A 24,147-nucleotide genomic window follows, 5' to 3' on the forward strand; every position below is an offset into this window, starting at 1 on the left:
AGACCCTCGGCTGGAGGACACCAGCACAAGCACTCGACGAACTACTGTCAAACCCACCAAAACCAACCGGTGTTGCATCCACCGCTTGAATCCGCCGGTCGCGAAGTGTGGCTGGAGCACCGCTGAGATGAGTCAGGGCAGGCGAGGACCCCAGGTGCTGCAGTGTGGCGCCCGGGACGAGCGTCAGGCCGCGGGCCGGGCGGGGTCGCGGCCGATGAACCCCATCAGCCGGTCGACGACGGGGGCGTCGTCGGGGACCGGCACGGCGGGACCGTACTGCCCGGAGTCGCGCAGCACCTGCTCCATCGAGCGCAGTCCCTCGAGCAGCTGGGCCGCGAAGTCGTCGTCGAGGCGGGGCTCCTGGCCGCTCGCGCGGGCGAGGTCCCAGGAGTGCATGAAGACGTCGGAGACGTAGAACTGGTCGATCGCGCGGGCCAGCGGGTGGGTGCCGACGTAGGGGTGGGTGAACGACTCGTCGCCGCGTGTGGCGAGGAGTGCCTGTACGGCGTCGGCGTGGTGGTGCCAGGCCGCCGCGGGGTCGTCGGCGGCGGCCGGACCGGCGGGGAGGGTCACCCCGCCCGCGGAGAGGAACCCGGGCAGCCAGGTGACGAGGTGGTCCACGACGTCGCGGGCGGTCCAGCCCGCGACGGGCGCCGGCGCGGCCCAGTCGGTGGTGGCGTCGACCAGCCGGGAGAGCTCTGCTGCGACCACGGCGTGGCGCTCGGCGGGGGAGTCGGGCAGCGCCATCAGACGGAGCCCTCGGCCAGGATGCGGTCGAGCGCGGCGTAGCCGTCGTTCACACCGGTCTCCATGCCGCTGCGCAGCCAGGCGTCGCGGTCCTCGAAGGAGTCGCACAGGCTCATCGCGTGGAGCCGGGTGCGGCCGTCACCGAGGTCCTCGAAGGTCAGCGTCTCGAGCGCGACGCCGTCGGGCATGCCGTCCCAGGTGAACGTCTGCACGATGCGGTCCTCGCGCACGGTGTGGAAGCAGCCGTGGAACGACGTCTCGAACTCCTCTCGCCCGCCCGTGCCCCGCGCGGTGTAGCTCCAGCTGCCGCCGTCGCGCGCGTCCCAGTGGGTGATGTCGGCGCCGATGTCGGTGGGTCCGACCCACTGGGCGAACAGGGCGGGGTCGGTGTGGGCGCGGAACAGCTGCGCGGGGGTGGCCGTGAAGTCGCGGCGGATGTGGATGGCCGGCACCGTGGCGTCGGGCTCGATGGCGGCTTCGGGGTAGCGGTGGGTCGGGGTGGACTGCGTGGTGGTCATGATGCGGTTCCTTCCTGCTGGGTGGGGCCCTCCGCGTCGTCCTGCATGGCGGCGAGCACCGAGTCGAGTCGGGCGAAGCGCTCCTCGGCCCGGCGGCGGTAGCGCTCGATCCACGCGGTCATGAGGTCGAGCACCTCCGCCTCGAGGTGCACCGGGCGGCGCTGCGCGTCACGGGTGCGGCTGACCAGGCCGGCGTCCTCGAGCACCTTGAGGTGCTTCGACACCGCCTGGAGGCTGACGTCGTAGGGCTCGGCGAGCTCCCCGACGGTGTGGTCGGCCCCGGTGAGGCGCGCCACCATGTCCCTGCGGGTGGGGTCGGCGAGGGCGGCGAAGACGCGGGAGAGCTGGTCGGCCACGACGACCTCCTTGTTCAACTGACTGGTTGAACAAGGCTAGGCCGAGGGAAGGCGATTGTCAACCATCTGGTTGAACAAGGTCAGGGGACGCGGACGGTGCGGGTCGTGGCCTTCCCGCACTCGGCGACCCCCGGGCTGTAGGACGGAGCGACCGTGACGTAGTAGCGCGCCCCGCGGGGGACCTTCAGCCGCGCGCGACCGGCGTAGGACACGTTGCCGCCGAGCTGCTTGAAGTCGGCGTGCGGCCGCACCCGCCACAGCACGAACCGGGCGCGGGAGGAGCACGCGGACACCTCCGAGGTCACCCGCAGCTGCAGCCGGTGCTTGCCGGCGAGCCACCGCAGTGACGCCGAGCGGGAGACCGTCGGGCAGCCGGTGGGGGTGGCGGCCGCGACCGTCGGGCACCCGTCACCGGCGTCGGGCACGCCGTCGCCGTCGGTGTCGGTGTCGGCCGCGCGGGCGTGCGCGCCCGGGGCGCCGTCGGCGTACGCCGACCACGCAGCCTCGGCTGCCCCGGTCGCCCCCAGCGACAGCGGGAGGACGAGGAGGAGGACGGCGAGCCGGGCGGTGCCACGCAGCGAGACCATGCACCAGACTAACCGGGCGCTCGGGGCGAACGCCTAAGATCGCCCCGTGCGCCTGCGGATCGACTGTGCCTACGACGGCACGGACTTCTCCGGCTGGGCCGCCCAGCCCGGTCGTCGTACGGTCCAGGGCGAGCTCGAGCAGGCACTGGCCACCGCGCTGCGGCTGCCGGAGGTGCGCGTCACGGTCGCCGGGCGGACCGACGCCGGCGTGCACGCGCGCGGCCAGGTGGCGCACCTCGACGTCGACCGTGACGTGGTGGAGGCCTCCGCCGGCCGGTCGAGCGACACGCCTCTCGATGCCCTGGCACGCCGCGTCGACGGCATCGCGCCGCCCGACCTGCGCGTGCGGCGGGTGAGCGAGGCGCCCGAGGGCTTCGACGCCCGCTTCTCCGCGACTTGGCGCCGCTACGCCTACCGCATCGCCGACGCGCCCGGGCTGGCCGATCCGCTGGTGCGCAGCCACGTGCTCGCCTGGCCCCGTCCGCTCGACCTCGAGGCGATGAACGACGCCTGCGCCCCGCTGCTCGGCCTCCAGGACTTCGCCGCCTTCTGCAAGCGCCGCGAGGGCGCCACCACCGTGCGCACGCTGCTCGACCTCCACTGGGCGCGCGACGCGTCCGGCATCGCCGTCGGCTCCGTGCGCGCCGACGCCTTCTGCCACAACATGGTCCGTGCGCTCGTCGGCAGCCTGATCGAGGTCGGGGAGGGGCGCCGGCCCGCGACGTGGCCGGCCGAGGTGATGGCGGGCCGCCGGCGCGACGCCGGCGTGAGGGTGATCCACCCGCACGGCCTCGTGCTGGAGGAGGTCGGCTACCCCGACGATGCCGAGCTGGCCGCCCAGGCCGCCCGAGCCCGAGCCCGACGAGAGGCGATCGATGCCTGAGCACTACTTCTCCGCCGACCCTGCCGTGCCCTTCGAGCGGGAGAGCTTCACCGCCGAGCTGTGGGGCAGCGAGATGCGCTTCGACACCGGGTCGGGGGTCTTCAGCCGCGGCCACCTCGACCACGCGACGGCGGTGCTGTTCCGCGAGCTCGAGCCGCCCGTGCAGGGGCAGTTCCTCGACCTCGGCTGCGGCTACGGCGTCATCGGCCTGGCGATCGCCCGAGCGGTGCCCCTGGCGTCGGTGATCGGCGTCGACGTCAACGAGCGCGCGCTGCTGCTGGCCAACGACAACGCCCGCGCCGCGGGGCTGGGCTCGCGCTTCGTGGCGTGCCTGCCCGAGCAGGTGCCGAGCGACCAGGTCTTCGACGAGATCTGGTCGAACCCGCCGATCCGCATCGGCAAGGAGGCCCTGCACGAGCTGCTGCTCACCTGGCTTCCCCGGCTCTCGCCCGCGGGGCGGATGGTGATGGTCGTGGGCAAGAACCTCGGCGGCGACTCGCTCCAGCGCTGGCTCACCGACCAGGGGTGGCCGACGCAGCGGCTGGCGAGCAGCAAGGGGTTCCGGGTCCTCGAGACCCGCCGCGGCTGAGGGGACCGGCTCAGCCCAGGCGTACGGGGAGCGCCTCCACGGCGTGGACGATGGCGAGCTCGGTGAACCGGAGGTCGGCCGGGTCGCAGGCCAGCGACAGGTCGGGGAAGCGCTGGGCGAGCGCGACCAGCGCCGTGCGCAGCTCCAGCCGCGCGAGCTCGGCGCCCACGCAGCGGTGCAGGCCGTGGCCGAAGGCGAGGGTGCCGGCGGACGGCGACAGCGGGTCGAAGCGCTCGGGCAGGGCGTGGCGCGACGGGTCTCGCCCGGCCCCGGTCAGCGACACCACGACCACGTCGCCGCGCCGCACGAGGTGCTCGCCGAGGCGTACGTCGCGGCGCGCGATGCGCGGGAACGCGACCTGCACCGGGCAGACGAACCGGAGCAGCTCCTCCACCACGCCGTCGACCTCGCGCGGGTCGCCGCGTCGAAGGGTCGCCCACGCCGCCGGGTGCTGCAGCAGCACCCACGTGCCGAGGGACAGCATGCTCGCGCTGGTCTCGTAGCCGCCGAGGAAGACGCCGTCGGCGAGGCCGCCGAGCTCGACGTCGTCGAGGGCGTCGCCGTGCTCGGTGACCATCCGGGCGACCAGCCCGTCGGGCAGGTGCGGGGCGCGCCGCTCGGACGCGACGAGGTCGATGAGGAACCGGCGGGTGCCGGCCGCGGTGTCGAAGATGCCCGAGCCTGCGTCGCGCAGGTCGAAGCGGGCCGCGCCCTGCCGCCGGAAGCCGTCGCGGTCGACGGTCGGCATGCCGAGCAGGTCGCAGATGACGCCGAACGGCACCGCGAACCCGAAGCGCTCCACCAGGTCGACCTCAGGCCCGTGGGCGGCCATGTCGTCGAGGGCTGCGGCGACCACCCGGTCCACGTCGTCCTGGAGGTCGGCGACCCGGCGGCGGGTGAAGGAGGGGGCCAGGACGTGGCGCAGGCGGGCGTGGTCGGGGTCGTCGGTCATGCCCAGGCCGCCGATGCGCTCGGCGGGCGCGCGGTCCTGGCGCCCGATCAGGTGGCGTACGTCGTTGGCGAAGGACCCCGAGTCGGCGAGCACCGAGCGCGCGGCGTCGTACCCCGTCACCAGCCACACGCGCGTGCCGAGGAGGCGTGCCAGCGGGACCACGCCGTCGCGACCCCGGCTCGCGGCGAGCCGGGGGACCGGGTCCACCCCGTCGCGCTCGAGAGGGAACCGGATGCCCGACGGCACGCGACGCGCGGACGTCAGCACCAGACGGAGGGCGGTGCCGCGCAACGAGGTGGCCATGCCCCCAGTGAACGCCCCCGCGCCACGGCCCGCCATGGGGAATCGTCCCGACTGCACCCCGGCACCGTCCCGACCGCGCACGGGGCAGGATGGGGTCATGGCCTACGAAGCTGCCCCCGACAGGTACGACGCCGGCTCCGGGATGCACTACCGCCCCAGCGGGCGGAGCGGGCTCAGGCTGCCTGCGCTCTCGCTCGGGCTGTGGCAGAACTTCGGCACGGACCGTCCCGAGGAGACCCAGCGCGCCATCCTGCGCCGAGCCTTCGACCGGGGGGTCACGCACTTCGACCTGGCCAACAACTACGGCCCTCCCTACGGCCGCGCCGAGGAGAACCTGGGGCGCTACCTCAGGGACGACTTCGCGCACTACCGCGACGAGCTGGTGATCTCGACCAAGGCGGGCTACGACATGTGGCCCGGTCCCTACGGCCAGGGTGGCGGGTCGCGGAAATACGTCCTGGCCTCGCTCGACCAGTCGCTCGGCCGCCTCGGGCTCGACCACGTCGACATCTTCTACAGCCACCGCTTCGACGCCGACACCCCGCTGGAGGAGACGATGACGGCGCTCGACACGGCGGTGCGCTCCGGTCGCGCCCTCTACGTCGGGATCTCGTCCTACTCGCCGGAGAAGACCCGCGAGGCCGCGACGATCGCGCGCGAGCTCGGCACGCCGCTGCTGATCCACCAGCCGTCCTACTCCATGCTCAACCGCTGGGTCGAGGGCGGGCTGCTCGACGAGCTCGAGCAGCAGGGGATGGGCTGCATCGCCTTCTCCGCGCTCGCGCAGGGCCTGCTCACCGACCGCTACCTCGACGGCGTGCCACCCGACTCGCGCGCCGCACGCGAGGACTCCACCGTGACCGGGCTCGACGAGGCGGTCCTGGACCGGGTGCGAGCCCTCAACGGCATCGCCGAACGCCGCGGGCAGAAGCTCGCCCAGCTGGCCCTGCAGTGGGTGCTGCGCGACGAGCGGGTGACCAGCGCGGTCATCGGCGCCTCGAGCGTGGAGCAGCTCGACACCAACCTCGACGCGCTCTCCGGCCCGCCGCTGACCTCCGACGAGCTCGCCGAGATCGACCGCCACGCGGTCGAGTCGGGCATCAACCTCTGGGCGAAGCAGAGCGAGGAGTGAGCGCCCCGAGGCGCGTGGTCGTGGTCGGCGCGGACGCAGCCGGCATGTCCGCGGCCCACCAGGCGCTGCGCACCGCACGGCGCACCGGCCGCGAGCTGGCGGTCACGGTGCTGGACCGCGGGTCCCACACGTCGTACAGCGCCTGCGGGATCCCCTACTGGATGGCCGGCGACGTCGACTCGGGCGACGACCTCGTCGCCCGGACGGCCGAGGCGCACCGCGAGGCGGGCATCGACCTGCGCCTCGGTGTCGAGGTCGTGGGCGCCGACCTCGACGGCCGCACCGTCACGACGGCGGACGGCGAGGAGATCGGCTACGACGAGCTCGTCGTGGCCACGGGCGCGCCGGCGGTCGTGCCCGACTGGGCGCTGCGCCCCGACGGGACGGCGTTCGCCGGGGTGGGGCCGGTGAAGACCCTCGACGACGGGGCGGCGTGGCTGGAGCGCTTCGCCGAGGCCGGCGACGGCGCGCACGTAGTGGTCGTCGGTGCGGGCTACGTCGGGGTGGAGGTGGCCGAGGCCGCCCTGCGCCACGGCTTCGGGGTGACCGTGCTGACGCGCGGGCGCGGCATGTCGATGCTCGAGGACGAGATGGCCGACCGGGTCAACCTGGCGCTGTGCGAGGCGGGCGCCGAGGTGGTGCTGGGTGTCGAGGTCACCGGGCTCGACACCGATGGCGACCGGGTGACCGGGGTGCGGTGGGACGGCGGCAGTCGGGAGGCCGACCTCGTCGTGGTCGCGATCGGCGTGCGGCCCGCGACCGGCTTCCTCGAGGGCTCGGGCCTGGAGATGGCCGACAACGGCGCGCTGCGTCCCGATCCGCACGGCCGGGTGGGCGAGCACGTGTGGGCGGCCGGTGACTGCTGCGAGGTGCGCCGCCGCCTCGACGACCGCTGGGTGTTCCGGCCGCTGGGGACGTACGCCACCAAGCACGGGCGCGCATTGGGGGACACGCTGGCGGGCGGCACGCTGTCCTTCGACGGCATGGTCGACACCTCGATCACCCGGTTCTCCCTCGACGAGGTGCACCTCGAGGTCGCCCGGACCGGGCTCTCGCGCGCCGACGCCGAGGCGGCCGGGCTCGACCCGGTGGTCGTGGTCACCGAGGGCACCACCGCCAGCGGCTACATGCCGGAGGCCGAGCCGATCACCCTGTGGGTGATGGCCGACCGGGCCAGCCGCCGCCTCCTCGGCGTGCAGGTCGTGGGCGGGCACGGTGCCGGCAAGCGCATCGACGCCGCAGCCGCCGTGCTCTGGGCCGGCGGCAGTGTCGACGACCTGGCATGGATGGACCTGGCCTACGCCCCGCCCTTCTCCACCGCCTGGGAGGTGCTCCAGGTGGCCGCGCGGCGGGTCGCCGAGCGGCTCTGAAAGCGGTTGCGGGCGCGAGGACCATGGTCGGCATGGACCTCGAGATCGTGACGCTCGCATCGCGTCCGGACCTGATGGACGTCTTCTGGGACATGGAGACGTCGTGGCCTGAGTTCATGAAGCACGACCCGATCGGCAACTCGTACTACTCCTGCCTCGGGGAGTACTTCCTCGAGTGCGTCCTCGTCGGCCTCGACGCAACCGGGCGCATCGTGGCCAAGGCGTTCAGCGCGCCCTTCACGCTCCCCGACGGCGACCTGCCCGACGCGGGCTGGGACTTCGCGCTCCGCAGTGCGCTGCTCACGCGGATCTGGGGTGACACGCCCAACGCCATCACCGCCGCGGAGATCGCCGTCGAACCGGCCCTGCAGCGCGCCGGTCTCTCGAACGTGATGCTGGCGGCGCTGCGCGACAACGCGGGCCGGCTCGGCTTCCCCGAGCTGCTCGCCCCGGTGCGGCCCAACGGCAAGGACGACGTCCACGAGCCGATGACGGCGTACGCCGTGCGCACCCGCGAGGACGGCCTGCCCGTCGATCCGTGGCTGCGCGTGCACGTGCGCGCCGGCGGTCGCATCGACCGCGTCGCGCCGCGCTCGATGGTCATCCCGGGCACGGTGGAGGAGTGGCGCGAGTGGACGGGCCTGCCCTTCGACCGCACCGGCCCGGTCGTCGTCCCGGGCGCGCTCGCGCCGGTGCTGTGCGACGCCGAGCACGGCACCGCGGTCTACGTCGAGCCCAACGTGTGGGTGCGCCACCCGACGGGTGCGTGAGACTGCTCGCAACAGACCCGGCTCGGGCAGCGTTGACAGGGCATGACAGTGACGTACGACGTCGGAGGGGGCCGCGCGGTCGTGGTGGACTTCGACGAATGGGTCGCCGCCCGCGGGCCGGCGCTGGTGCGCCTCGCCACCGTGCTCACGGGCAACCGCGCCGACGCCGAGGACGTGGTGCAGGACGTGCTGTCGCGGGCGCTTCCGAGGTGGTCGCGCATCTCCGGCGTCGAGGACCCCGACGCCTACGTGCGGCGCATGGTCGTCAACGCGCACGTGTCGCGGTGGCGGAAGTTCCGCCGGCGCGAGGTGCCGGTCGAGGCCGTCCGTGACCACGCGGTCACCGACGGCTGCAGCGTCGAGGAGCGCGACCGGATGTGGCGCGCCTGCCAGGGGCTGCCCGCCGACCAGCGCACCGCGATCGTGCTGCGCTTCTACGAGGACCTGGACTACGCCGAGATCGCCGACCTGACCGGGGTGCGCGAGGGCAGCGTGCGCTCGCGGGTCTCCCGCGGCATCGCCGCGCTGCGGCTCGAGATGGGAGAGCACGATGACTGACTTCGAGTCGCGGCTGCGCGACACGCTCCTCGAGCGGGCCGGGGCGCCGGCGCCCGCGGTGGGGCTCGCCGACGGTGCGCGGCGGCGCCTGCGTCGACGGCGTACGACCTGGGCGGTGGCTGCTGCTGCCGTCCTCGCCGCGGCCGTGCCCGTCGGCCTCACCGCGCTGGGGCCCGGCACGGACGGGTCCGGCGGGGTGGCCGACGGGGGGACTGCGTCGCGAGCGGTCGGCGCGGGGGACGGCTACCGCGCCGAGTCGTGGCACGACCTCACCCTCGAGGTGCCGGCGGACTGGGGCTACGGGGGCGTCACCGACTGGTGCATGGGTTCGGGAGCGCCGGCCGACCGGTCCGGAGTGGTGCGGCCCGACACGCTCGCCATCGCCATCGCGTGCACACCCGCGCAGGGCTACGGCGTCACGATCGGGTCCTCGGCGACCTATGACCCGGTCGTCGAGAGCGGCGCGGTGTGGCAGTACGACACCGACGGCGTCGACCAGGCGATGTATCCCGACGGCGCCTGGCTGGGCGTCTGGTACGGCGCCGACCTGGTGGTCACGGTGGTCACCCCCGACCGGGAGACCACGCGACGCGTCGTCGACTCGGTGCACCGCTTCGACGGCGCCGACCCCAACGGCTGCCCGGCGATGCTCGGCGAGGCGGAGGCGATGAAGGGGACCGGAGGCGTCGACGCCCTCTCCCTGTGCCGCTACGGCCCGGACGACCAGCTCACGGCGAGCCGACGGGTGGTTGGCCCGGACCTGGAGGCTGCGGACACAGCGATCTTCTCCTCGCCACGCAAGACCGTGGAGGTCGACTGCCCGACGGAGCTCGACCTCTCGCGCATCGCCCTGCTCAGGCAGGGGGCGTACGTCGCCACGGCCGTGACGGGTGCCGACTGCGACGGCTGGAACGGGCTGTTCGTGAGCGGGACCGAGCGCGAGCTGACCCCGGAGGCGCTGCGGGTGCTGGACCTCGACCGCCTGCCCTGACGTCAGGCGACGGCCCGGACGGCCTCGGCGATCGCGGGGAGGACCAGCCCGTACGCCGCTCCGCCCAGGTGCAGGCCGTCGCTGACGAAGGCGCGCGCTCCGAGCGGCTCGATGACGCGCTCGGTGCGGACGACTCGGACGCCTGCCTCGTCGCAGGCGGTGACCGCTGCGTCGCGGTACGCGTCGATGGTCGCGTTGGTCCGGCCGCACGCTCCTCCCAGGCGGGACTCGTCGACACCCGGTGGCGCGTGGTAGATCCACCCACGGGCAGGCACGGAGCGGGTGCAGTCGAGCAGCGCTCGCACGTACGCCGCCGTCGGGACCTGGCGGCGTGGCGCGGCGTCGTTGGTGCCGACCGACACGACGACCACGTCGTGCTGCTCGACCGCCGCCGTCCGCGCCTGCGCGACCAGGTCGAGCGCGCAGGCCCCTCCCTCTGCCGCATTGCGCTCGTGCGGGCCGATCATCGCGAGGTCTCGGCGGATCCTCGCGAGATGGCTGTCCCCCAAGAGCACGATGCGCATGGCGTCACGCTAACGAGCCTGCACGCTCAGCAGGCCGGATGTGTGCGTGGCGGCTAGGGGCCGCCCACCAAGGCGTAGGACCACACGCGCCCTTCATCGTCCTGGAGATAGACGACGACAGGCGACGGCTTGGGTGCCTCGATCGGTGAGAACACGGTGCCGCGGTCGGTCGTGTCGACCTGACGGAACCCCGGTGGCGCCTCGGTGAGCGGACTGAGCTCGCTGCGTTCGTAATCTCGACCGAGCGTCGAGATGCGGAGGGGCGGCGATGCGGGGCTCACTCCCCACTCGCCGAACGTGTCGTGCACCCACATGACCCGCGCGCCCAGACAGGCGGCCGCCACGACCACCAGCGCGGCGCCCACCGCAAGTCGCTTCATGTGCGACAACCTAGGTCCACTGCACCGGCCGTGCCCGACCGACGAACCGAGATCATCCGGACCTGCCGCGACGAGCACGTTCGAGTGGATGGATGTGATCGAGGAGGAGGGGTGTTCTTCCGAGCGCTTCTTCCACCCTCCGGCGGAACCCCGTCCCTCCCTCTTGCCTGCTGGGATGGCCGTGGCCCAAGGACGCATTCCCGACATCCGGAACCGCTGCGCAGGGTGTGGTCGACATCGCGCCTGCGGCCCCGTCAGCTCGCGGCTGGCGGGGTGCGGGGCGGGGTCATGGTCGGCGCTGCTGCGGGATCCGCGGCGGACCGGGGTCGGGTGGGTCGAGTGCGGTGGTGCCGGTGCGGTCGCGGCGGTAGCGGTGGCCGTGGGGTGAGGTCCACTCGAAGATGCCTGGTGCTGTCGCCTCGTAGTGCCAGGCCGAGTGGGTCTTGAGGCGGTGGTGGGATCGGCAGAGCGCGGCGAGGTTCGAGGTCGTCGTCGGGCCGGGCTGTTCGCGTCCTTCCGCGTCGGCCTGGTGGTCGAACTCGACGACGTGATCGACGTCGCAGGCCCGCGCGTTGCGCCCGCACCAGGGGAACACGCACGTGCGGTCCCGGAGGACCACTTGCTCACGGATCCGGTCGGGAACCGCGTACGCCGGCGTCGAGAGGTCCGTGGCGAGGTCGATGACCGGCTTCACGGTGATCTTCGTGCGGGAGTCGGCGCACCACGACTGCAGCTGGTCGAGGAGGAGAAGGCGTTGGCGCTCCTCGAGACGACCGGTGGGACCGAAGACGGTCTGCCCGTCCCGGACGCTGGCGTCGAAGTGGGCGTGGAGCACGACCTCGCGAGCCGCGGGAAGGCCGTCCTCTGCCGTGGCGCCCGTGGGTCCTTCGGAGAACAGGTCGAACGCGGTCTGCGTCCTGGCGAGGTCCCCGAGGGCGGCAGCCCGTCGGGCGTCGAGGGACTCGGTGGACCCGAGGGCCTTCTGGGCGGCGGCGCCGTGGGCGACGGCGTTCTCGAGGTCGAGGGCATCGGCGAGCGCGATCTCGGCCTCGACGCGGACGGTGCCGGCGAAGTGCACGTCCTCGTCGTGGATCGTCACGTGGCGGGGGTCGACGTGGAGGTAGCCGTCCTCCGGGTCGGAGACGGGGTCTGCGGCGGCGAGGTCGAACCGCTTGATGGTCTCCGCGACGAGGCGGTCGAGCTGCGCGGTGCCGATCTTCCCGGCGACCGCGGCGACCTGGACGTCGACGAAGCGGGCCGCGTCGGAGGTCAGGGCGGGGGACGAGTGGATCGTGGTCTCGGCGACGAGCCGTGCCCGCCAGGCCGGCACGCGCCCTGCCTGGACCTGCGCCCACAACCGCGGGAGTCGGTGGCGGAGCTCGAGGGCGTGGCCGATGAGCTTCTTCGCCGCGGTGGTCGAGATGCCGAGGACGGTGCCGAGCTCGGCGATGCAGAACTCCGCGACGAGGGGGCAGCCGTCGCCGGCGATGGGCTCCTCGTGCTCCGACCCAGCCACGGTGAACGCGGCCGCGGAGTGGATGGACTCCGGCGGGTGCAGGTCGGCCCACCGGGCGGCGAGGTCGAGCTGGTCAGCCGCCGCACGGTCCTCATCGTCCTTTCGGGAACGGATCAACGCGAGCAGGCCGGCCGGGCCGAGGGCGTCTGCCTCAGCCTTTCCGGGTCCTGCCAGCGCGTCGATCATGCGTTTGATTCTAGTTGGTCCCACCGACAGTCGCCCTGGTGAGGACCGCAGGGAGGCCGGAGGTTCGGTCAAGGCCCATCCAGACGAGCGCGTGGTTTCGAGGCTCGCTTCGCTCGCGCGGATAACCCGGAGACGCAGCGACGTACGACAGGGGACAATCACTCCTCGTGGGTCACGTGGATGTCGCTGGAGTGCGTTACGAGCTGCCGGACGGGCGGGTGCTGCTCGACGACGTCAGCTTCCGTGTCGGCGACGGGCAGAAGGTCGCGCTCGTCGGTGCCAACGGAGCGGGCAAGACGACGCTGCTGCGGATCGTGACCGGCGACCTCACGCCCCATGCCGGCGTCGTCACGCGCTCCGGCGGGCTCGGGGTGATGCGGCAGTTCGTCGGGCACGGCGGTGGCGACGAGACCGTCCACGACCTGCTCCTGTCGGTCGCGCCGGAGCGGGTGCGTACGGCTGCTGCGGCGGTCGACGCGGCCGAGCTCGCGCTGATGGACACCGACGACGAGCAGACCCAGATGGCCTACGCCACGGCGCTCTCCGACTACGCCGACGCCGGCGGCTACGACGTCGAGGTGACGTGGGACGTGTGCACGACCGCCTCGATGGGGATGCCGTTCGACCGCGCGCGGCACCGGCTGCTCAGCACGCTGTCGGGAGGGGAGCAGAAGCGGCTCGTGCTGGAGTACCTCCTGCGCGGGCCCGACCAGGTGCTGCTGCTCGACGAGCCCGACAACTACCTCGACGTGCCCGGCAAGATCTGGCTCGAGGGCCGCATCCGCGAGTCGGCCAAGACCATCCTCTTCATCAGCCACGACCGCGAGCTGCTCGACAACACCGCGACCCGCATCGTCACCGTCGAGCTCGGCAGCGCCGGCAACCTGGTGTGGACGCACCCGGGCGGCTTCGCGAGCTATCACGCGGCGCGCAGCGACCGCTTCGAGCGCTTCGAGGAGATGCGCCGGCGCTGGGACGAGGAGCACGCCAAGATCAAGGCGCTGGTGCTGCGGCTGAAGATCAAGTCGGAGTACAACGACGGCATGTCGAGCCAGTACCGCGCGGCGCAGACGCGGCTCAAGAAGTTCGAGGAGGTCGGTCCGCCGGTCGAGCAGCCGCGTGAGCAGCAGGTGACGATGCGCCTCAAGGGCGGCCGCACGGGCAAGCGGGCCGTGGTCTGCACCGACCTCGAGCTCACCGGCCTCATGCGACCCTTCGACCTCGAGGTCTGGTACGGCGAGCGCGTGGCCGTCCTCGGCTCCAACGGGTCGGGCAAGTCGCACTTCCTCCGGCTCCTCGCCGCGGGGGGCAGCGACCCCGACGTCGAGCACCGTCCCGTCGGGGACCCTCCGGCGCCCGTGCCGCACACGGGCTCGGCCCGGCTCGGCGCCCGCGTGCGCCCGGGCTGGTTCGTGCAGACCCACGAGCACCCCGAGCTGCTCGGGCGCACGCTGCTGGAGATCCTGCACCGCGGCGACGGCACGCCCGACGGCCGCGCGGGCATGGGCCGCGAGGCCGCCAGCCGGGTGCTCGACCGCTACGAGCTCGCCCACGCCGGCGAGCAGCGGTTCGAGTCGCTCAGCGGCGGCCAGCAGGCGCGCTTCCAGATCCTGCTGCTCGAGCTGTCCGGGGCGACGCTGCTCCTGCTAGACGAGCCCACCGACAACCTCGACGTGCAGTCGGCTGAGGCGCTCGAGGCCGGGCTCGAGGCCTTCGAGGGCACCGTGCTGGCGGTGACCCACGACCGGTGGTTCGCCCGCGGCTTCGACCGGTTCCTGGTCTACGGCGCCGACGGCGAGGTCTACGAGTCCGACGGGCCGGTGTGGCACGAGGGACGGGTGGCCCGCGCGCGATGAGCACGACCGAGGCCCTGGTGGTCGAGGAGCTCGACCCCTTCGACGACGACACGTTCGAGGCGTGGCACCACGTCTACGCCACCGCCGAGCGGCACGACCTCGACGCGGCGGCGTCCGTGTGGCAGGTCGAGGAGCTGCGCGTGATGGTCCAGCGCACCGCTTCCCACGCCTGGTCGGGCGGCTGGACGGGGCGGCTCGACGGAGAGGTGGTCGCCGCGGGGTGGATGCGCACGCCCCTGCTCGACAACACCCAGCTGGCCGAGCTCGCCGTGCACGTCCTGCCCGGCCACCGCCGTCGCGGGCTGGGATCGGCCATGCTCGAGGTCGTGGAGGCGGCCGCGCGCCGGCGTGGGCGCCGGACCACCACCGGGCTGGTCGGGTGGCCCTCGACCGTGGGTCCCACCGGCGAGGGCGCATCGGGTCCCTCCTTCGCGCGGGCGCACGGCTACGACCTGGCGCTCACCGACGTGCAGCGCGAGCTGCGGCTGCCGGTCGACGACGAGGTGCTGGCGTCCCTCGCCGACGACGCGGCGCGCGCGCACCCGACGTACACCCTGCACTCCTGGTCAGGCCCGGTGCCCGACGACCTGGTCGAGGGCTGGGCCGAGCTCACCTCCAGCCTCGCGACCGAGGCGCCGACCGGTGAGCTCGACCTCGAGCCGGAGGTGGTCAGCGTCGACGTCGTGCGCGAGCGCGAGGCAGGCATCGCGCGGCAGGGGCGCGCGAAGTACAACACCGTCGCGCTGTCGGAGTCGGGCGAGGTGGTCGCCTACACCGACCTCGCCACGACCGTCCACGAGCCCGGACGCGCCTACCAATGGGGCACGCTGGTGCGCCGCGCCGACCGCGGCCACCGGCTCGGCGTCGCCGTGAAGGTCGCCAACCTGCGCCTGCTCCAGCGCGAGCGGCCCGACATCGTGCGGCTGACCACCTACAACGCCGAGGTCAACACCCACATGATCGGCGTCAACGAGGCGCTCGGCTTCCGCCCGGTGGCGTGGCTGGGCGACTTCCAGAAGCGTCTGGGCTGAGACGTGCTGCAATGACCCCGTGACCACCCGCCGCGGCCTCTTCGTCGCCCCGTTCGACGCCCTCGCCGACCCGCGCCTGATCGGCGACCTGGCTGCCGAGGCGGAGGCGGCGGGCTGGGACGGCTTCTTCGTCTGGGACCACCTGCTCTACGGCGAGCGCGTCACCGACATCGCCGACCCGTGGACCTGCTGCGCGGCGATCGCGATGCGCACCGAGCGGATGGTCTTCGGGCCGATGGTGACCCCGTTGCCGCGGCGCCGGCCGCAGGTCCTGGCCCGGCAGGCGTCCAGCCTCGCGGTGCTGTCGGGCGAGCGGTTCGTGCTTGGCCTCGGGCTGGGCGACGACTGGGTGGGGGAGTTCAGCGCGTTCGGCGACGAGGCCGACCCCAAGGTGCGCGGACGGATGCTCGACGACGGGCTGGCGGTGCTCACCGGCCTCCTGTCCGGCGAGGCCGTCGACCACGACGGGGAGCACCACGTCGCGCGCGACGTGCGCTTCCGCCCCGCGCCCCGCGTGCCCATCTGGCTCGCGGGACGCTTCGGCAACCGGGCGCCGCTGCGACGCGCGGCGGCCTACGACGGGTTCTTCGTGATCGGCCTCGACGGGCCCGGTGACCTCGACACCGTGAGCGAGTTGCTCGCCGCGCACGAGCCCGCGCCCGGCTTCGACGTGGTGGTGGACCTGCAGCCCGACCAGGACCCCGCCCCCTGGGTCGACCGGGGCGCGTCGTGGGTGCTCACCCGCATCGGGCCCTTCGACCTCGACCTCGACGACGTACGCCGCACCATCGCCGGCGGTCCCTGATCCGGATGCCCGGCCTCAGGTCCATCGGCCCCGGCCGGGCGGGCCGAAGGGCGCTGGTGGGCACACCCGCGCGCCCCGAGACTGGGGAGCGGAGCCGGCACGCGAGGAGGTCTGCGATGGAACGCCTGACCCCGCTGGCGACCGCCTTCCTCGACGCGGAGGACGTCGACCCCCGTGCCTCGCTGGCGATCGGGTCGATGGCCGTCTTCGAGGGCCCGGCGCCGTCCTTCGACGAGTTCGTCGACCACATCGCCGGACGGCTCCCGCTGATCCCGCGCTACCGCCAGAAGCTCGCGACCGCGCCCCTCGGCCTCGCTGCGCCGGCGTGGGTGGACGACCCGGGCTTCGACCTGCGGTGGCACGTGCGCAACACCGCGCTGCCGGCACCTGGTGGGCCTGACGAGATCGGCCGACTGATGAGCCGGGTGATGTCGCGGCGCATGGACCGCGACCGGCCGCTGTGGGAGTACTGGTTCTGCGAGGGCCTCGCCGACGGGCGCTGGGGCCTGCTCTCCAAGCTGCACCACAGCGTCGCCGACGGCGTCTCCGGCACCGACCTCTACCAGCTGGTGCTCGACCCCACCCCGACGCCGCGTCCGCCCGTCGCGGACGACTGGGCACCCGCAGGCCCGCCGTCGACGTCGTCCGCGGCGGCCGGTGCGGCGTGGCGCCTCACGACCGCGCCGTTGACGATCGCCCGCGCCGCGCTCGGCTCGCTCGCCCACCCCCGTCGGCTCGCGCGCACCTCCCGCGACACCGCCCGCGGCCTGCTGACGATGCTCCCGGCGCTGCGCCCGGTCGACCGCACCTCCTTGATGGGCCCGTTGGAAGGCAGCCGGCGCTACGCCTGGACCGACGTCTCGCTCGACGACGTGCGCACGGTTCGGCAGCGCCACGGCGTCACGGTGAACGACGTCGCCCTGGCCGCGGTGAGCGGCGGCTTCCGGCAGCTGCTGATGTCGCGCGGGGAGGAGCCGGTCGCCCACGCGCTGCGCTCGCTGGTCCCGGTCTCGACGCGCGCGCCCGGCGCGGAGTCGATCGTCGACAACCGCGTCTCGCTGATGCTGCCCTGGCTCCCGGTCGAGGTCGCCGACCCGGTGGAGCGGCTGCTGGCGGTCCGCGACCGCATCCGCGAGCTGCGCGCGGGCCACGAGCCGGAGGCGGGTGGCAGCATGACCGCGGCCGCGGGGCTGGCGCCGTTCGCACCGGTCTCGTGGGGGATCCGGCTCGGGCTGCGGCTGCCACAGCGGCACGTCGCCACGGTCACCACCAACGTCCCCGGGCCGCGCACCACGTTGTACGCCCTGGGCCGCGAGGCGGTCGCGATGCTGCCCTACGTGCCGATCGCCGACCGGGTGCGGATCGGGGTGGCGATGTTCTCCTACCGCGACACCCTGACCTTCGGGATCACCGGCGACTACGACACCGCGCCTGACCTCCAGGTGCTCGCCGACGGGATCTCGACGTCGCTGGCCGAGCTGCTGTCGACGCGCACGGGAGCGTGACCGCAAAGACCACAACGCCCTCGGTGACCGCAACGCAGACACGGGGAGGACGGCGTTCCTACGGTGACGCCCGTCACACCACATCCCTTCAGGAGGAACCGTGTCCCTTCCCACCCGTCCCGCCGGCCGCCTCGCGGCGCTCTCGTCCGTCGCCGTGCTGGTGCTCGCCAGCGCCGGCTGCAGCAGCTCCGACGGCGGTGGCTCAGCAGGCTTCCCCAGCGAGAGCATCCAGTTCATGGTCCCCTCCGGCGCCGGTGGCGGCTGGGACACCACCGCCCGCACGATGGCCAAGGTGCTCGAGGGCGACGAGCTCGTCGACGACTCCGTGCAGGTCTCCAACGTCGAGGGCGGCGGCGGTGCCACCGGCCTCGCGAAGCTCCAGGGCGACAAGGGCGACCCGTACTCCTGGATGATGACCGGCCTGGTCATGTACGGCGCTCTCGAGCAGGCCAGCTCCGACGTGACCCTCGAGGACAGCACCCCGATCGCCACCCTCACCAGCGAGGCCGAGGCGTTCGTGGTCCCCGCCGACTCCGACTACCAGTCGATCCAGGACGTCGTCGAGGCCTACACCGGTGACCCTGACTCGGTGACGTTCGGTGGCGGCTCCGCCGGTGGCTCTGACCAGATGGTCGTCGGCGAGCTGATGTCGAAGGCCGGCGGCGACGCCGGTGCGATGAGCTACGTGCCCTACGACGGCGGCGGCGAGGCCATCGCCGGCCTGCTCAACGGCGACGTCGAGGTCGGCGTCTCCGGCGTCAGCGAGTTCGAGGAGCAGATCGCCTCGGGTGACCTGCGCCTGCTGGCGATCAGCACCGCCCAGACCCAGGACGTCGCCGGCGAGGAGGCGCCCACGCTCCAGGACGCCGGCTACGACGTGGACTTCGCCAACTGGCGTGGTGTCGTCGCGGCGCCCGACGTGAGCGACGAGGACGCCCAGGCGATCACCGACCTGCTCGACGAGATGCACGACTCGCAGGCGTGGAAGGACGCGCTGGAGGAGAACGGCTGGGCCGACTTCTACAAGACCGGCGACGAGGCGACCTCCTACTTCGAGTCCGAGTCCGACCGGGTCGCCGGCATCTACGACGAGCTCGGGCTGTGACCCACGAGCCTCGCGCCACGCACGGGGTCGCCGGTGGCACCACCGGCGACCCCGCCGCGGCGCCCGACCTGACCGCGGAGGAGCCGCACCGCGGCGCCGTCGCGCCGGTCGTGGCCGGGGTCCTCCTCGTGGTCCTGGGCCTGGTGATGGTGCGCGAGGCGTTCACGGTGGAGGTCGGGCGCGACCTGGTCCGCGGTCCACGGCTGTTCCCCGCCGTCATCACGATCACGTTCACCGCGCTCGCGGCGGTCTACCTCGCCCAGCAGGTCGGGCACCTGCTCGGCGGTCGGGTCCGCGACGGCGAGGCGTTCGGCGACCTGCCCCGGGTCGCGGGCATGATCGGGCTGCTCCTGGCGTACGGCTTCGTGCTCGAGCCAGTGGGCTACATCCTGTCCACGTTCGTGCTGTTCGTCGTCGGGTCGTGGCTCCTGGGCTCGCGGGCCTGGAAGCGCGACCTCGTCGTCGGCGTCGGGCTCTCGCTCGGCATCTTCGTGCTCTTCACGCAGCTGCTCGCCGTGCGCCTCCCGCAGGGGGTGATCCCCCTTGGGTGACATCGGCGCCCTGATGGACGGCTTCGCGACCGTCCTGTCGCCGTCAGCGCTGCTGTTCGCGGCCGTCGGCGTCACGCTCGGCACGCTCGTCGGGGTCATGCCCGGCATCGGGCCGGCCGTGACGATCGCGCTGCTGCTGCCGGTCGCGACCCAGTTCGACGACCCGATCCCGGCGTTCATCATGTTCGCCGGCATCTACTACGGCGCGATGTACGGCGGGTCGACGACCTCGATCCTGCTCAACACGCCGGGGGAGTCGGCCTCGGTGGCCACGGCCATCGAGGGCAACCTGATGGCCAGGCGCGGCGAGGCACGTGCCGCGCTGGCGACGTCCGCGATCGGGTCGTTCGTGGCCGCGATCATCTCCACGGTGCTGCTGGCCCTGGTCGCCAAGCCGGCCGCGGATGCCGCCGTGTCGATCCAGGCCACGTCCTACGTCGCGATCATGATCCTGTCGCTGGCCACCGTGACCGCGCTCGTCGGCCACTCGGTCGTGCGGGGCCTGGTCTCGCTGATGCTCGGCATGATGTTCGCGCTGGTCGGGCTCGACCCGCAGTCCGGCCAGACCCGGTTCACCTTCGGGTCCTCCGAGCTCTTCGGCGGGATCGAGGACGTGCTCATCGTCATCGGCCTCTTCGCCGTCGGCGAGGTGCTGTACGTCCTGAGCAACCGTCCGCGCGACGGCCACGACGCGGTCATCGGCCTCGGTGACCGGCCCAAGGGCTTCCTGTGGCTGACGCCCGCCCAGTGGCGACGCTCGTGGGGACCGTGGCTTCGCGGCGCTGCCTTCGGCTTCCCCTTCGGCGCGATGCCGTCGGGTGGCGCCGAGCTGCCGACGTTCTTGTCGTACTCCTGGGAGAAGAACCGGTCCAAGGGGCGCGCGGAGTTCGGCGAGGGCGCCATCGAGGGCGTCGCCGGGCCGGAGGCGGCCAACAACGCCTCGTTCACCGGTGTCCTCGTGCCGCTGCTGACCCTCGGCATCCCGACGTCGGCGACGGCAGCGGTGATGATCGCCGCGTTCAAGCAGTTCAACATCCAGCCCGGACCGCAGCTGTTCGCCACCTCCGGCGACCTGGTGTGGGCGCTGATCGCCAGCCTGTTCGTCGGCAACGTGCTGCTCCTGGTGCTCAACCTGCCCCTGATCAACCTGTGGGTGAAGGTCCTCAGCGTGCCGACCCCGGTGCTCTACAGCGGCATCCTGGTGTTCGCCTCGCTCGGCATCTACGCCTCCTCGGGCAACTCCACCCAGGTGACGATCGCGATCGCCATCGGCGTGCTCGGGTTCGTCATGCGCAAGCTCGACTTCCCGATCGCACCGACCATCCTCGGTGCCATCCTCGCCACGGAGATGGAGCGGCAGTTCCGGCGCGCGATGGTGAGCTCGCACGGCGACCTCTCGGTGTTCTGGACCCGTCCGGTCACCCTGGTGATCCTGCTGCTCGCGCTGGCTGCGTTCGCGCTGCCCCAGCTGCCGCGCATCGTCGCGCTCGCGCGGGGTCGACGCCCCGGGAAGCGCCTGGCCTTCGGTGACGAGGACTGAGTCGGCGTGGGAGGACACGACCACGGTTCAGCCGGTCGCGTCCTCCCGGCCGGCCCCGGCGAGGAGGACGGCGGTCCGCCGCTCCTCCTCGACCAGGAAGTCGCCGAACTCCTCCCCGGCCAGCCAGCGCGAGGTCCAGCCGTTGCGCCGCGCCGCCGCCTCCCATGCCTGGGACCGGACGCCCGCGCGGAGCAGGTCGACCAGCCGGTCGGCGGCCCCCGCGTCCAGGCCCGGCGCCGCGAGCACGCCGCGCCAGTTCTCGAACTCCACGTCGACGCCCTGCTCCATCAGCGTCGGCACGCCGTCGATCACCCGCCGCGAGCTCGTCACCGCGAGCGCTCGCACCGAGCCGCTGCGCAGCTGGTCGATCGTCTCCAGCACGCCGGTGACGGCGAGGTCGACGTCACGGCGCAGCAGCGCGGTCAGCAGCGGACCGCCGCCGTCGTGGCTGCTGTAGCGCACCCGGCTCGCCGGCACGTCGATGGCCGCGGCGAGCGCGTACGTCGCGAGGTGGTCGGGCCCGCCGGGCAGCGACCCGCCGCCGACCCGCACGCGCGCCGGGTGCTGCGTCCAGGCGGCCGCGAGCTCGCCGAAGGTGTCGTACGGCGACTCGCTGCGCACCAGCAGGATCTCGGACTCGCCGATCAGGCGCGCCAGCGGCGTGGTCCGGGACAGCGTGCGGCGGGGCGTCGCGGCCAGCGCCGCGCCGACCACCCCGAGGCCCATCATCATCATGAGGTCGGGGTTGCCCCGCTCGGTCTCCAGGCGCGAGAGCCCGACGAGACCACCGCCGCCGGCCAGGTTGAAGACCTCGGCCGCGGCGTCCTCGCGCCCCTGGTTGATGGCGCCGGCCAGCACCCGGGCCGTCGTGTCGTAGCCGCCACCGGGGGCGTTGGGCACCATCAGCCGGAGCGGGTCGGGGGTGCTGCGGGAGCATCCCGAGAGCCCCGCGGCGGCGAGTGGCAGGGCGAGCCCGGTGCCGAGCAGGGTCCGGCGGGTCAGCACCATGACAATCTAGTACCGCGCCCGGTCGTCGAGGGATCGGGACGCGACGGTCGCGCGGGCGACGTCCCGGGCTGGTGAGGAGCGGTGATGCGGCGCAGCGCGAGCGTGGCCGGCCAGATGCTGGCCCTCCAGGCCGCCGCCGTGCTCCTGGCCGTGCTCGGGGTGACCCCCGTCCTCGCGGTCTACGACGACGCGGCCTATCGCGAGGTCGAGACCAGGCGGGCGCTCAGCACGGCCGAGACCGTCGCCGGCACCTCGGTGCTCCAGCTCTCCCTCGCGCGTGGGGCCGACGCCGGGATCGCGGGTGAGGCCGAGCGGATCCGCAGCGTGTCGGGCGCCGCAGCGGTGGTGGTGCGCGACGCCGCCGGTCGCGTGAGGTATGCCTCCGACCCCGCGCGCACCCTCCCCGGCCCGCAGGGCGAGGGCACCGTGACCGGTGTCGACGAGGACGGCCCGCGACTGATCACGGCCTCGGTGCCTGTGCTGGCCGCCACCGCGTCGGACGGCATCGCGATCGGCGACCGCGTCGGCACCATCACGATCGCCCGCCCCTACCCGCCGTGGTGGCGGCGCCTGGGTGCGACCGCACCAGCGCTGCTCACCTACGTCCTCGTCGGCGCGGCCGTCGGCCTCGTCGGCAGCCTGCTGATCTCACGGCGCATCAAGCAGGTCACCTTCGGGCTCGAGCCTCGCGAGATCCGCGGCCTGGTGGAGCAGCGCGAGGCGATGCTCCACGGACTGCGCGAGGGAGTGGTGGGCGTCGACATGCACGGCCGCATCACCGTCGTCAACGACGAGGCCTCCCGCCTGCTCTCCCTGCCCGACGACGCCGTCGGCCGCTCGACCGACGACCTCGACCTCGACCCGCTGGTCGGCCAGGTGCTGCGCGGCGAGCACCCGGCGGGGGACCTGCCCGTCGCCCGGTCGGGTCGCATGCTGGTGCTCAACCAGATGCCGGCCGTCCATGCCGGCGAGCAGCTCGGCTGGGTCACCACCGTGCGGGACCGCAGCGAGCAGGTCGAGCTCGTCCGCCAGGTCGCCGCCTGGCGCGACACCACGGACGTCCTGCGCGCGCAGGCCCACGAGTTCAGCAACCGGATGCACACCGTCGCCGGGCTGGTGGAGCTCGGAGAGTACGACGACCTCGCCGGCTTCCTGACCAGCCAGCGCGCGGCCCGGCAGGGTTGGACCGACCGCGTGCTCCGCTGCATCGACGACCGGCCCCTCGCGGCGCTCCTGGTGGCCAAGGGGAGCCAGGCCGCGGAGAAGGGCGTACGCCTCGAGCTCGAGCACGACAGTCGCGCCGGCACCCTGGCCGCAGACCTCACCGAGGACCTGCTGACCGTGGTCGGCAACCTGCTCGACAACGCCTTCGACGCCGTCGAGCCCCCGGAGGGACTGGTGCGGCTGCTGGTGGTCGAGGAGGCCGGTCGCGTCCGCGTCGAGGTCGAGGACGACGGCCCCGGTCTGGCGCCCGGTGCAGCGGCCCGGATCTTCGACACGGGCTTCAGCACCAAGGGCGAGGCCGAGCGGGCGCGGGGCTGGGGCCTCGCGCTGTGCAGGATGGCCTGCGAGCAGCGCGGCGGCACCATCCGGGTGCGGACGGAGCACGGACGGACGAGGTTCGTGGCGCTCCTGCCCACGGGCGCGAAGGAAGGGAGGACGACGGCGTGACCGACGAGATCCGGGTGCTGGTCGTCGACGACGACTTCATGGTGGCCAAGGTGCACCGCGGCTACGTCAGCTCGGCGCCGGGCTTCACCGTCGTCGGCGTGGCCGCCACGGCCGCCCAGGCCGTGCAGGCGGTCGCCGACCTCGCGCCAGACCTGGTGCTGCTCGACCTCTACCTGCCCGACAGCACGGTCGAGGACCTCCTCGACGCCATGCTCGCCCCCGGGCTGGGCTGCGACGTCATGGTGCTGAGTGCCGCCAACGACCTCTCGACCGTGCGCGCCGCGTTCCAGGGCGGCGCCGTGCAGTACCTCATCAAGCCGTTCGGCCGCGACGACCTCGTCGCCCGGCTTGCCGACTACCGGCGTCGGCGCGAGTCGCTCGACGGCGCCGTGCGAGCCGACGGCACGGTCGCCCAGGTCGCGGTCGACGAGCTGTTCGGCCGATCCGGTGGCCCGACGCGCGAGCAGCCGCTCCCCAAGGGCCTGGCCGGTCCGACCCTGCGACTGGTGGTGGGCGCGCTCCGCGAGGCGTCCGGTCCGCGCGGTGGCAGCATCAGTGCCACCGAGTGCGGTGAGCGGGTCGGACTCGCCCGCGTCAGCGCCCGGCGCTACCTCGAGCACCTGGTCGAGACCGGGGCCGCGGTGGTCGAGCACCGCTACGGCGGGTCGGGCCGCCCCGAGCGGCGCTACCGCTGGCGCGACCACTGAGCCGCG

General features: G+C 73.4%; 25 protein-coding genes. 16 read left to right on the forward strand and 9 right to left on the reverse strand.

What is annotated here, in order from left to right; all coding sequences use genetic code 11:
• Positions 1-183 precede the first annotated feature (183 nt).
• The 4 genes from ASG76_RS15520 to ASG76_RS15535 form a co-directional block, all read right to left on the reverse strand.
• Positions 184-747: a TIGR03086 family metal-binding protein gene (locus tag ASG76_RS15520; RefSeq protein ID WP_056605352.1), complete on the reverse strand. Its 564-nt coding sequence runs from the start codon at positions 745-747 to the stop codon at positions 184-186.
• Positions 747-1,265: an SRPBCC domain-containing protein gene (locus ASG76_RS15525; RefSeq protein ID WP_056605355.1), complete on the reverse strand. Its 519-nt coding sequence runs from the start codon at positions 1,263-1,265 to the stop codon at positions 747-749. The genes ASG76_RS15520 and ASG76_RS15525 overlap by 1 nt, the downstream gene beginning before the upstream one ends.
• On the reverse strand, positions 1,262-1,621 hold the full coding sequence (locus ASG76_RS15530) for an ArsR/SmtB family transcription factor (RefSeq protein WP_056605358.1): 360 nt from the start codon (positions 1,619-1,621) through the stop codon (positions 1,262-1,264). Before ASG76_RS15530 ends, ASG76_RS15525 begins: the two co-directional genes overlap by 4 nt.
• An 80-nt stretch (positions 1,622-1,701) precedes the next feature.
• Positions 1,702-2,208: a thrombospondin type 3 repeat-containing protein gene (locus ASG76_RS15535; protein ID WP_056605361.1), complete on the reverse strand. Its 507-nt coding sequence runs from the start codon at positions 2,206-2,208 to the stop codon at positions 1,702-1,704.
• Between the two features lie 46 nt (positions 2,209-2,254).
• Here ASG76_RS15535 and truA point away from each other — a divergent pair, with 46 nt between their 5' ends.
• Positions 2,255-3,091 carry a tRNA pseudouridine(38-40) synthase TruA gene (gene truA / locus ASG76_RS15540; RefSeq protein WP_056605363.1) on the forward strand — a complete coding sequence of 279 codons (837 nt, stop codon included), beginning with the start codon at positions 2,255-2,257 and terminating at the stop codon, positions 3,089-3,091.
• Complete coding sequence (locus ASG76_RS15545; RefSeq protein WP_056605366.1) at positions 3,084-3,680, forward strand: class I SAM-dependent methyltransferase; 597 nt, start codon at positions 3,084-3,086, stop codon at positions 3,678-3,680. Before truA ends, ASG76_RS15545 begins: the two co-directional genes overlap by 8 nt.
• 10 nt (positions 3,681-3,690) lie before the next feature.
• On the opposite strand, the gene ASG76_RS15550 is transcribed toward ASG76_RS15545, so the two are convergent.
• Positions 3,691-4,935 (reverse strand): cytochrome P450, encoded by a 1,245-nt coding sequence (locus ASG76_RS15550; RefSeq protein ID WP_056605369.1) that lies wholly within the window; start codon positions 4,933-4,935, stop codon positions 3,691-3,693.
• A gap of 97 nt (positions 4,936-5,032) precedes the next feature.
• Here ASG76_RS15550 and mgrA point away from each other — a divergent pair, with 97 nt between their 5' ends.
• From mgrA to ASG76_RS15575, 5 genes are read left to right on the forward strand one after another with little or no spacing between them, the layout of a single operon-like run.
• The gene (gene mgrA, locus ASG76_RS15555; protein ID WP_056605372.1) at positions 5,033-6,067 is read left to right on the forward strand and encodes an L-glyceraldehyde 3-phosphate reductase; all 1,035 of its coding nucleotides are present in this window, start codon (positions 5,033-5,035) and stop codon (positions 6,065-6,067) included.
• Positions 6,064-7,437 (forward strand): FAD-dependent oxidoreductase, encoded by a 1,374-nt coding sequence (locus ASG76_RS15560; protein WP_056605375.1) that lies wholly within the window; start codon positions 6,064-6,066, stop codon positions 7,435-7,437. The genes mgrA and ASG76_RS15560 overlap by 4 nt, the downstream gene beginning before the upstream one ends.
• A 32-nt stretch (positions 7,438-7,469) precedes the next feature.
• Positions 7,470-8,207, forward strand: a complete 738-nt coding sequence (locus tag ASG76_RS15565) for a hypothetical protein (RefSeq protein ID WP_056606118.1) — start codon at positions 7,470-7,472, stop codon at positions 8,205-8,207.
• Positions 8,208-8,249: 42 nt separating this feature from the next.
• Complete coding sequence (locus ASG76_RS15570) at positions 8,250-8,765, forward strand: SigE family RNA polymerase sigma factor (RefSeq protein ID WP_056605379.1); 516 nt, start codon at positions 8,250-8,252, stop codon at positions 8,763-8,765.
• A complete protein-coding gene (locus tag ASG76_RS15575) occupies positions 8,758-9,756 on the forward strand; it encodes a hypothetical protein (RefSeq protein WP_056605383.1) in 999 nt (332 codons plus the stop codon). The genes ASG76_RS15570 and ASG76_RS15575 overlap by 8 nt, the downstream gene beginning before the upstream one ends.
• A 2-nt stretch (positions 9,757-9,758) precedes the next feature.
• Here the strand turns inward: ASG76_RS15575 and ASG76_RS15580 are convergent, their stop codons facing one another.
• The 3 genes from ASG76_RS15580 to ASG76_RS15590 all read right to left on the reverse strand — a co-directional run bounded on the left by ASG76_RS15580 (position 9,759) and on the right by ASG76_RS15590 (position 12,362).
• Entirely contained in the window at positions 9,759-10,280 is a 522-nt protein-coding gene (locus ASG76_RS15580) for an SGNH/GDSL hydrolase family protein (RefSeq protein ID WP_082587594.1), read from the reverse strand.
• A gap of 53 nt (positions 10,281-10,333) precedes the next feature.
• A complete protein-coding gene (locus tag ASG76_RS15585; protein WP_157559152.1) occupies positions 10,334-10,660 on the reverse strand; it encodes a hypothetical protein in 327 nt (108 codons plus the stop codon).
• A 286-nt stretch (positions 10,661-10,946) separates the two neighbouring features.
• A complete protein-coding gene (locus ASG76_RS15590; RefSeq protein ID WP_056605391.1) occupies positions 10,947-12,362 on the reverse strand; it encodes an HNH endonuclease signature motif containing protein in 1,416 nt (471 codons plus the stop codon).
• A 167-nt stretch (positions 12,363-12,529) separates the two neighbouring features.
• Between ASG76_RS15590 and ASG76_RS15595 the strand changes: the two genes are divergently transcribed.
• The 7 genes from ASG76_RS15595 to ASG76_RS15625 all read left to right on the forward strand — a co-directional run bounded on the left by ASG76_RS15595 (position 12,530) and on the right by ASG76_RS15625 (position 20,755).
• A complete protein-coding gene (locus tag ASG76_RS15595; protein WP_056605394.1) occupies positions 12,530-14,218 on the forward strand; it encodes an ABC-F family ATP-binding cassette domain-containing protein in 1,689 nt (562 codons plus the stop codon).
• The gene (locus tag ASG76_RS15600) at positions 14,215-15,249 is read left to right on the forward strand and encodes a GNAT family N-acetyltransferase (protein WP_056605397.1); all 1,035 of its coding nucleotides are present in this window, start codon (positions 14,215-14,217) and stop codon (positions 15,247-15,249) included. The genes ASG76_RS15595 and ASG76_RS15600 overlap by 4 nt, the downstream gene beginning before the upstream one ends.
• Before the next feature lie 19 nt (positions 15,250-15,268).
• Positions 15,269-16,054, forward strand: a complete 786-nt coding sequence (locus ASG76_RS15605) for an LLM class flavin-dependent oxidoreductase (RefSeq protein ID WP_056605400.1) — start codon at positions 15,269-15,271, stop codon at positions 16,052-16,054.
• Between the two features lie 116 nt (positions 16,055-16,170).
• Positions 16,171-17,559, forward strand: coding sequence for a WS/DGAT/MGAT family O-acyltransferase (locus ASG76_RS15610; RefSeq protein WP_056605403.1), 1,389 nt, complete (start codon positions 16,171-16,173; stop codon positions 17,557-17,559).
• 100 nt (positions 17,560-17,659) lie between these two features.
• Positions 17,660-18,664, forward strand: a complete 1,005-nt coding sequence (locus ASG76_RS15615) for a Bug family tripartite tricarboxylate transporter substrate binding protein (protein ID WP_056605406.1) — start codon at positions 17,660-17,662, stop codon at positions 18,662-18,664.
• Positions 18,661-19,215, forward strand: a complete 555-nt coding sequence (locus ASG76_RS15620; protein ID WP_056605410.1) for a tripartite tricarboxylate transporter TctB family protein — start codon at positions 18,661-18,663, stop codon at positions 19,213-19,215. Before ASG76_RS15615 ends, ASG76_RS15620 begins: the two co-directional genes overlap by 4 nt.
• Positions 19,208-20,755, forward strand: a complete 1,548-nt coding sequence (locus ASG76_RS15625; protein WP_162254125.1) for a tripartite tricarboxylate transporter permease — start codon at positions 19,208-19,210, stop codon at positions 20,753-20,755. Before ASG76_RS15620 ends, ASG76_RS15625 begins: the two co-directional genes overlap by 8 nt.
• Before the next feature lie 27 nt (positions 20,756-20,782).
• Here the strand turns inward: ASG76_RS15625 and ASG76_RS15630 are convergent, their stop codons facing one another.
• Positions 20,783-21,760 carry a Bug family tripartite tricarboxylate transporter substrate binding protein gene (locus ASG76_RS15630; RefSeq protein ID WP_162254126.1) on the reverse strand — a complete coding sequence of 326 codons (978 nt, stop codon included), beginning with the start codon at positions 21,758-21,760 and terminating at the stop codon, positions 20,783-20,785.
• A gap of 87 nt (positions 21,761-21,847) precedes the next feature.
• Here ASG76_RS15630 and ASG76_RS15635 point away from each other — a divergent pair, with 87 nt between their 5' ends.
• A complete protein-coding gene (locus tag ASG76_RS15635; protein ID WP_056605416.1) occupies positions 21,848-23,434 on the forward strand; it encodes an ATP-binding protein in 1,587 nt (528 codons plus the stop codon).
• Complete coding sequence (locus ASG76_RS15640) at positions 23,431-24,141, forward strand: response regulator (RefSeq protein WP_235529667.1); 711 nt, start codon at positions 23,431-23,433, stop codon at positions 24,139-24,141. The genes ASG76_RS15635 and ASG76_RS15640 overlap by 4 nt, the downstream gene beginning before the upstream one ends.
• Positions 24,142-24,147: the final 6 nt, after the last annotated feature.

The sequence above is a fragment of the Nocardioides sp. Soil774 genome (genome assembly GCF_001428125.1).
Classification (GTDB): Bacteria; Actinomycetota; Actinomycetes; order Propionibacteriales; family Nocardioidaceae; genus Nocardioides.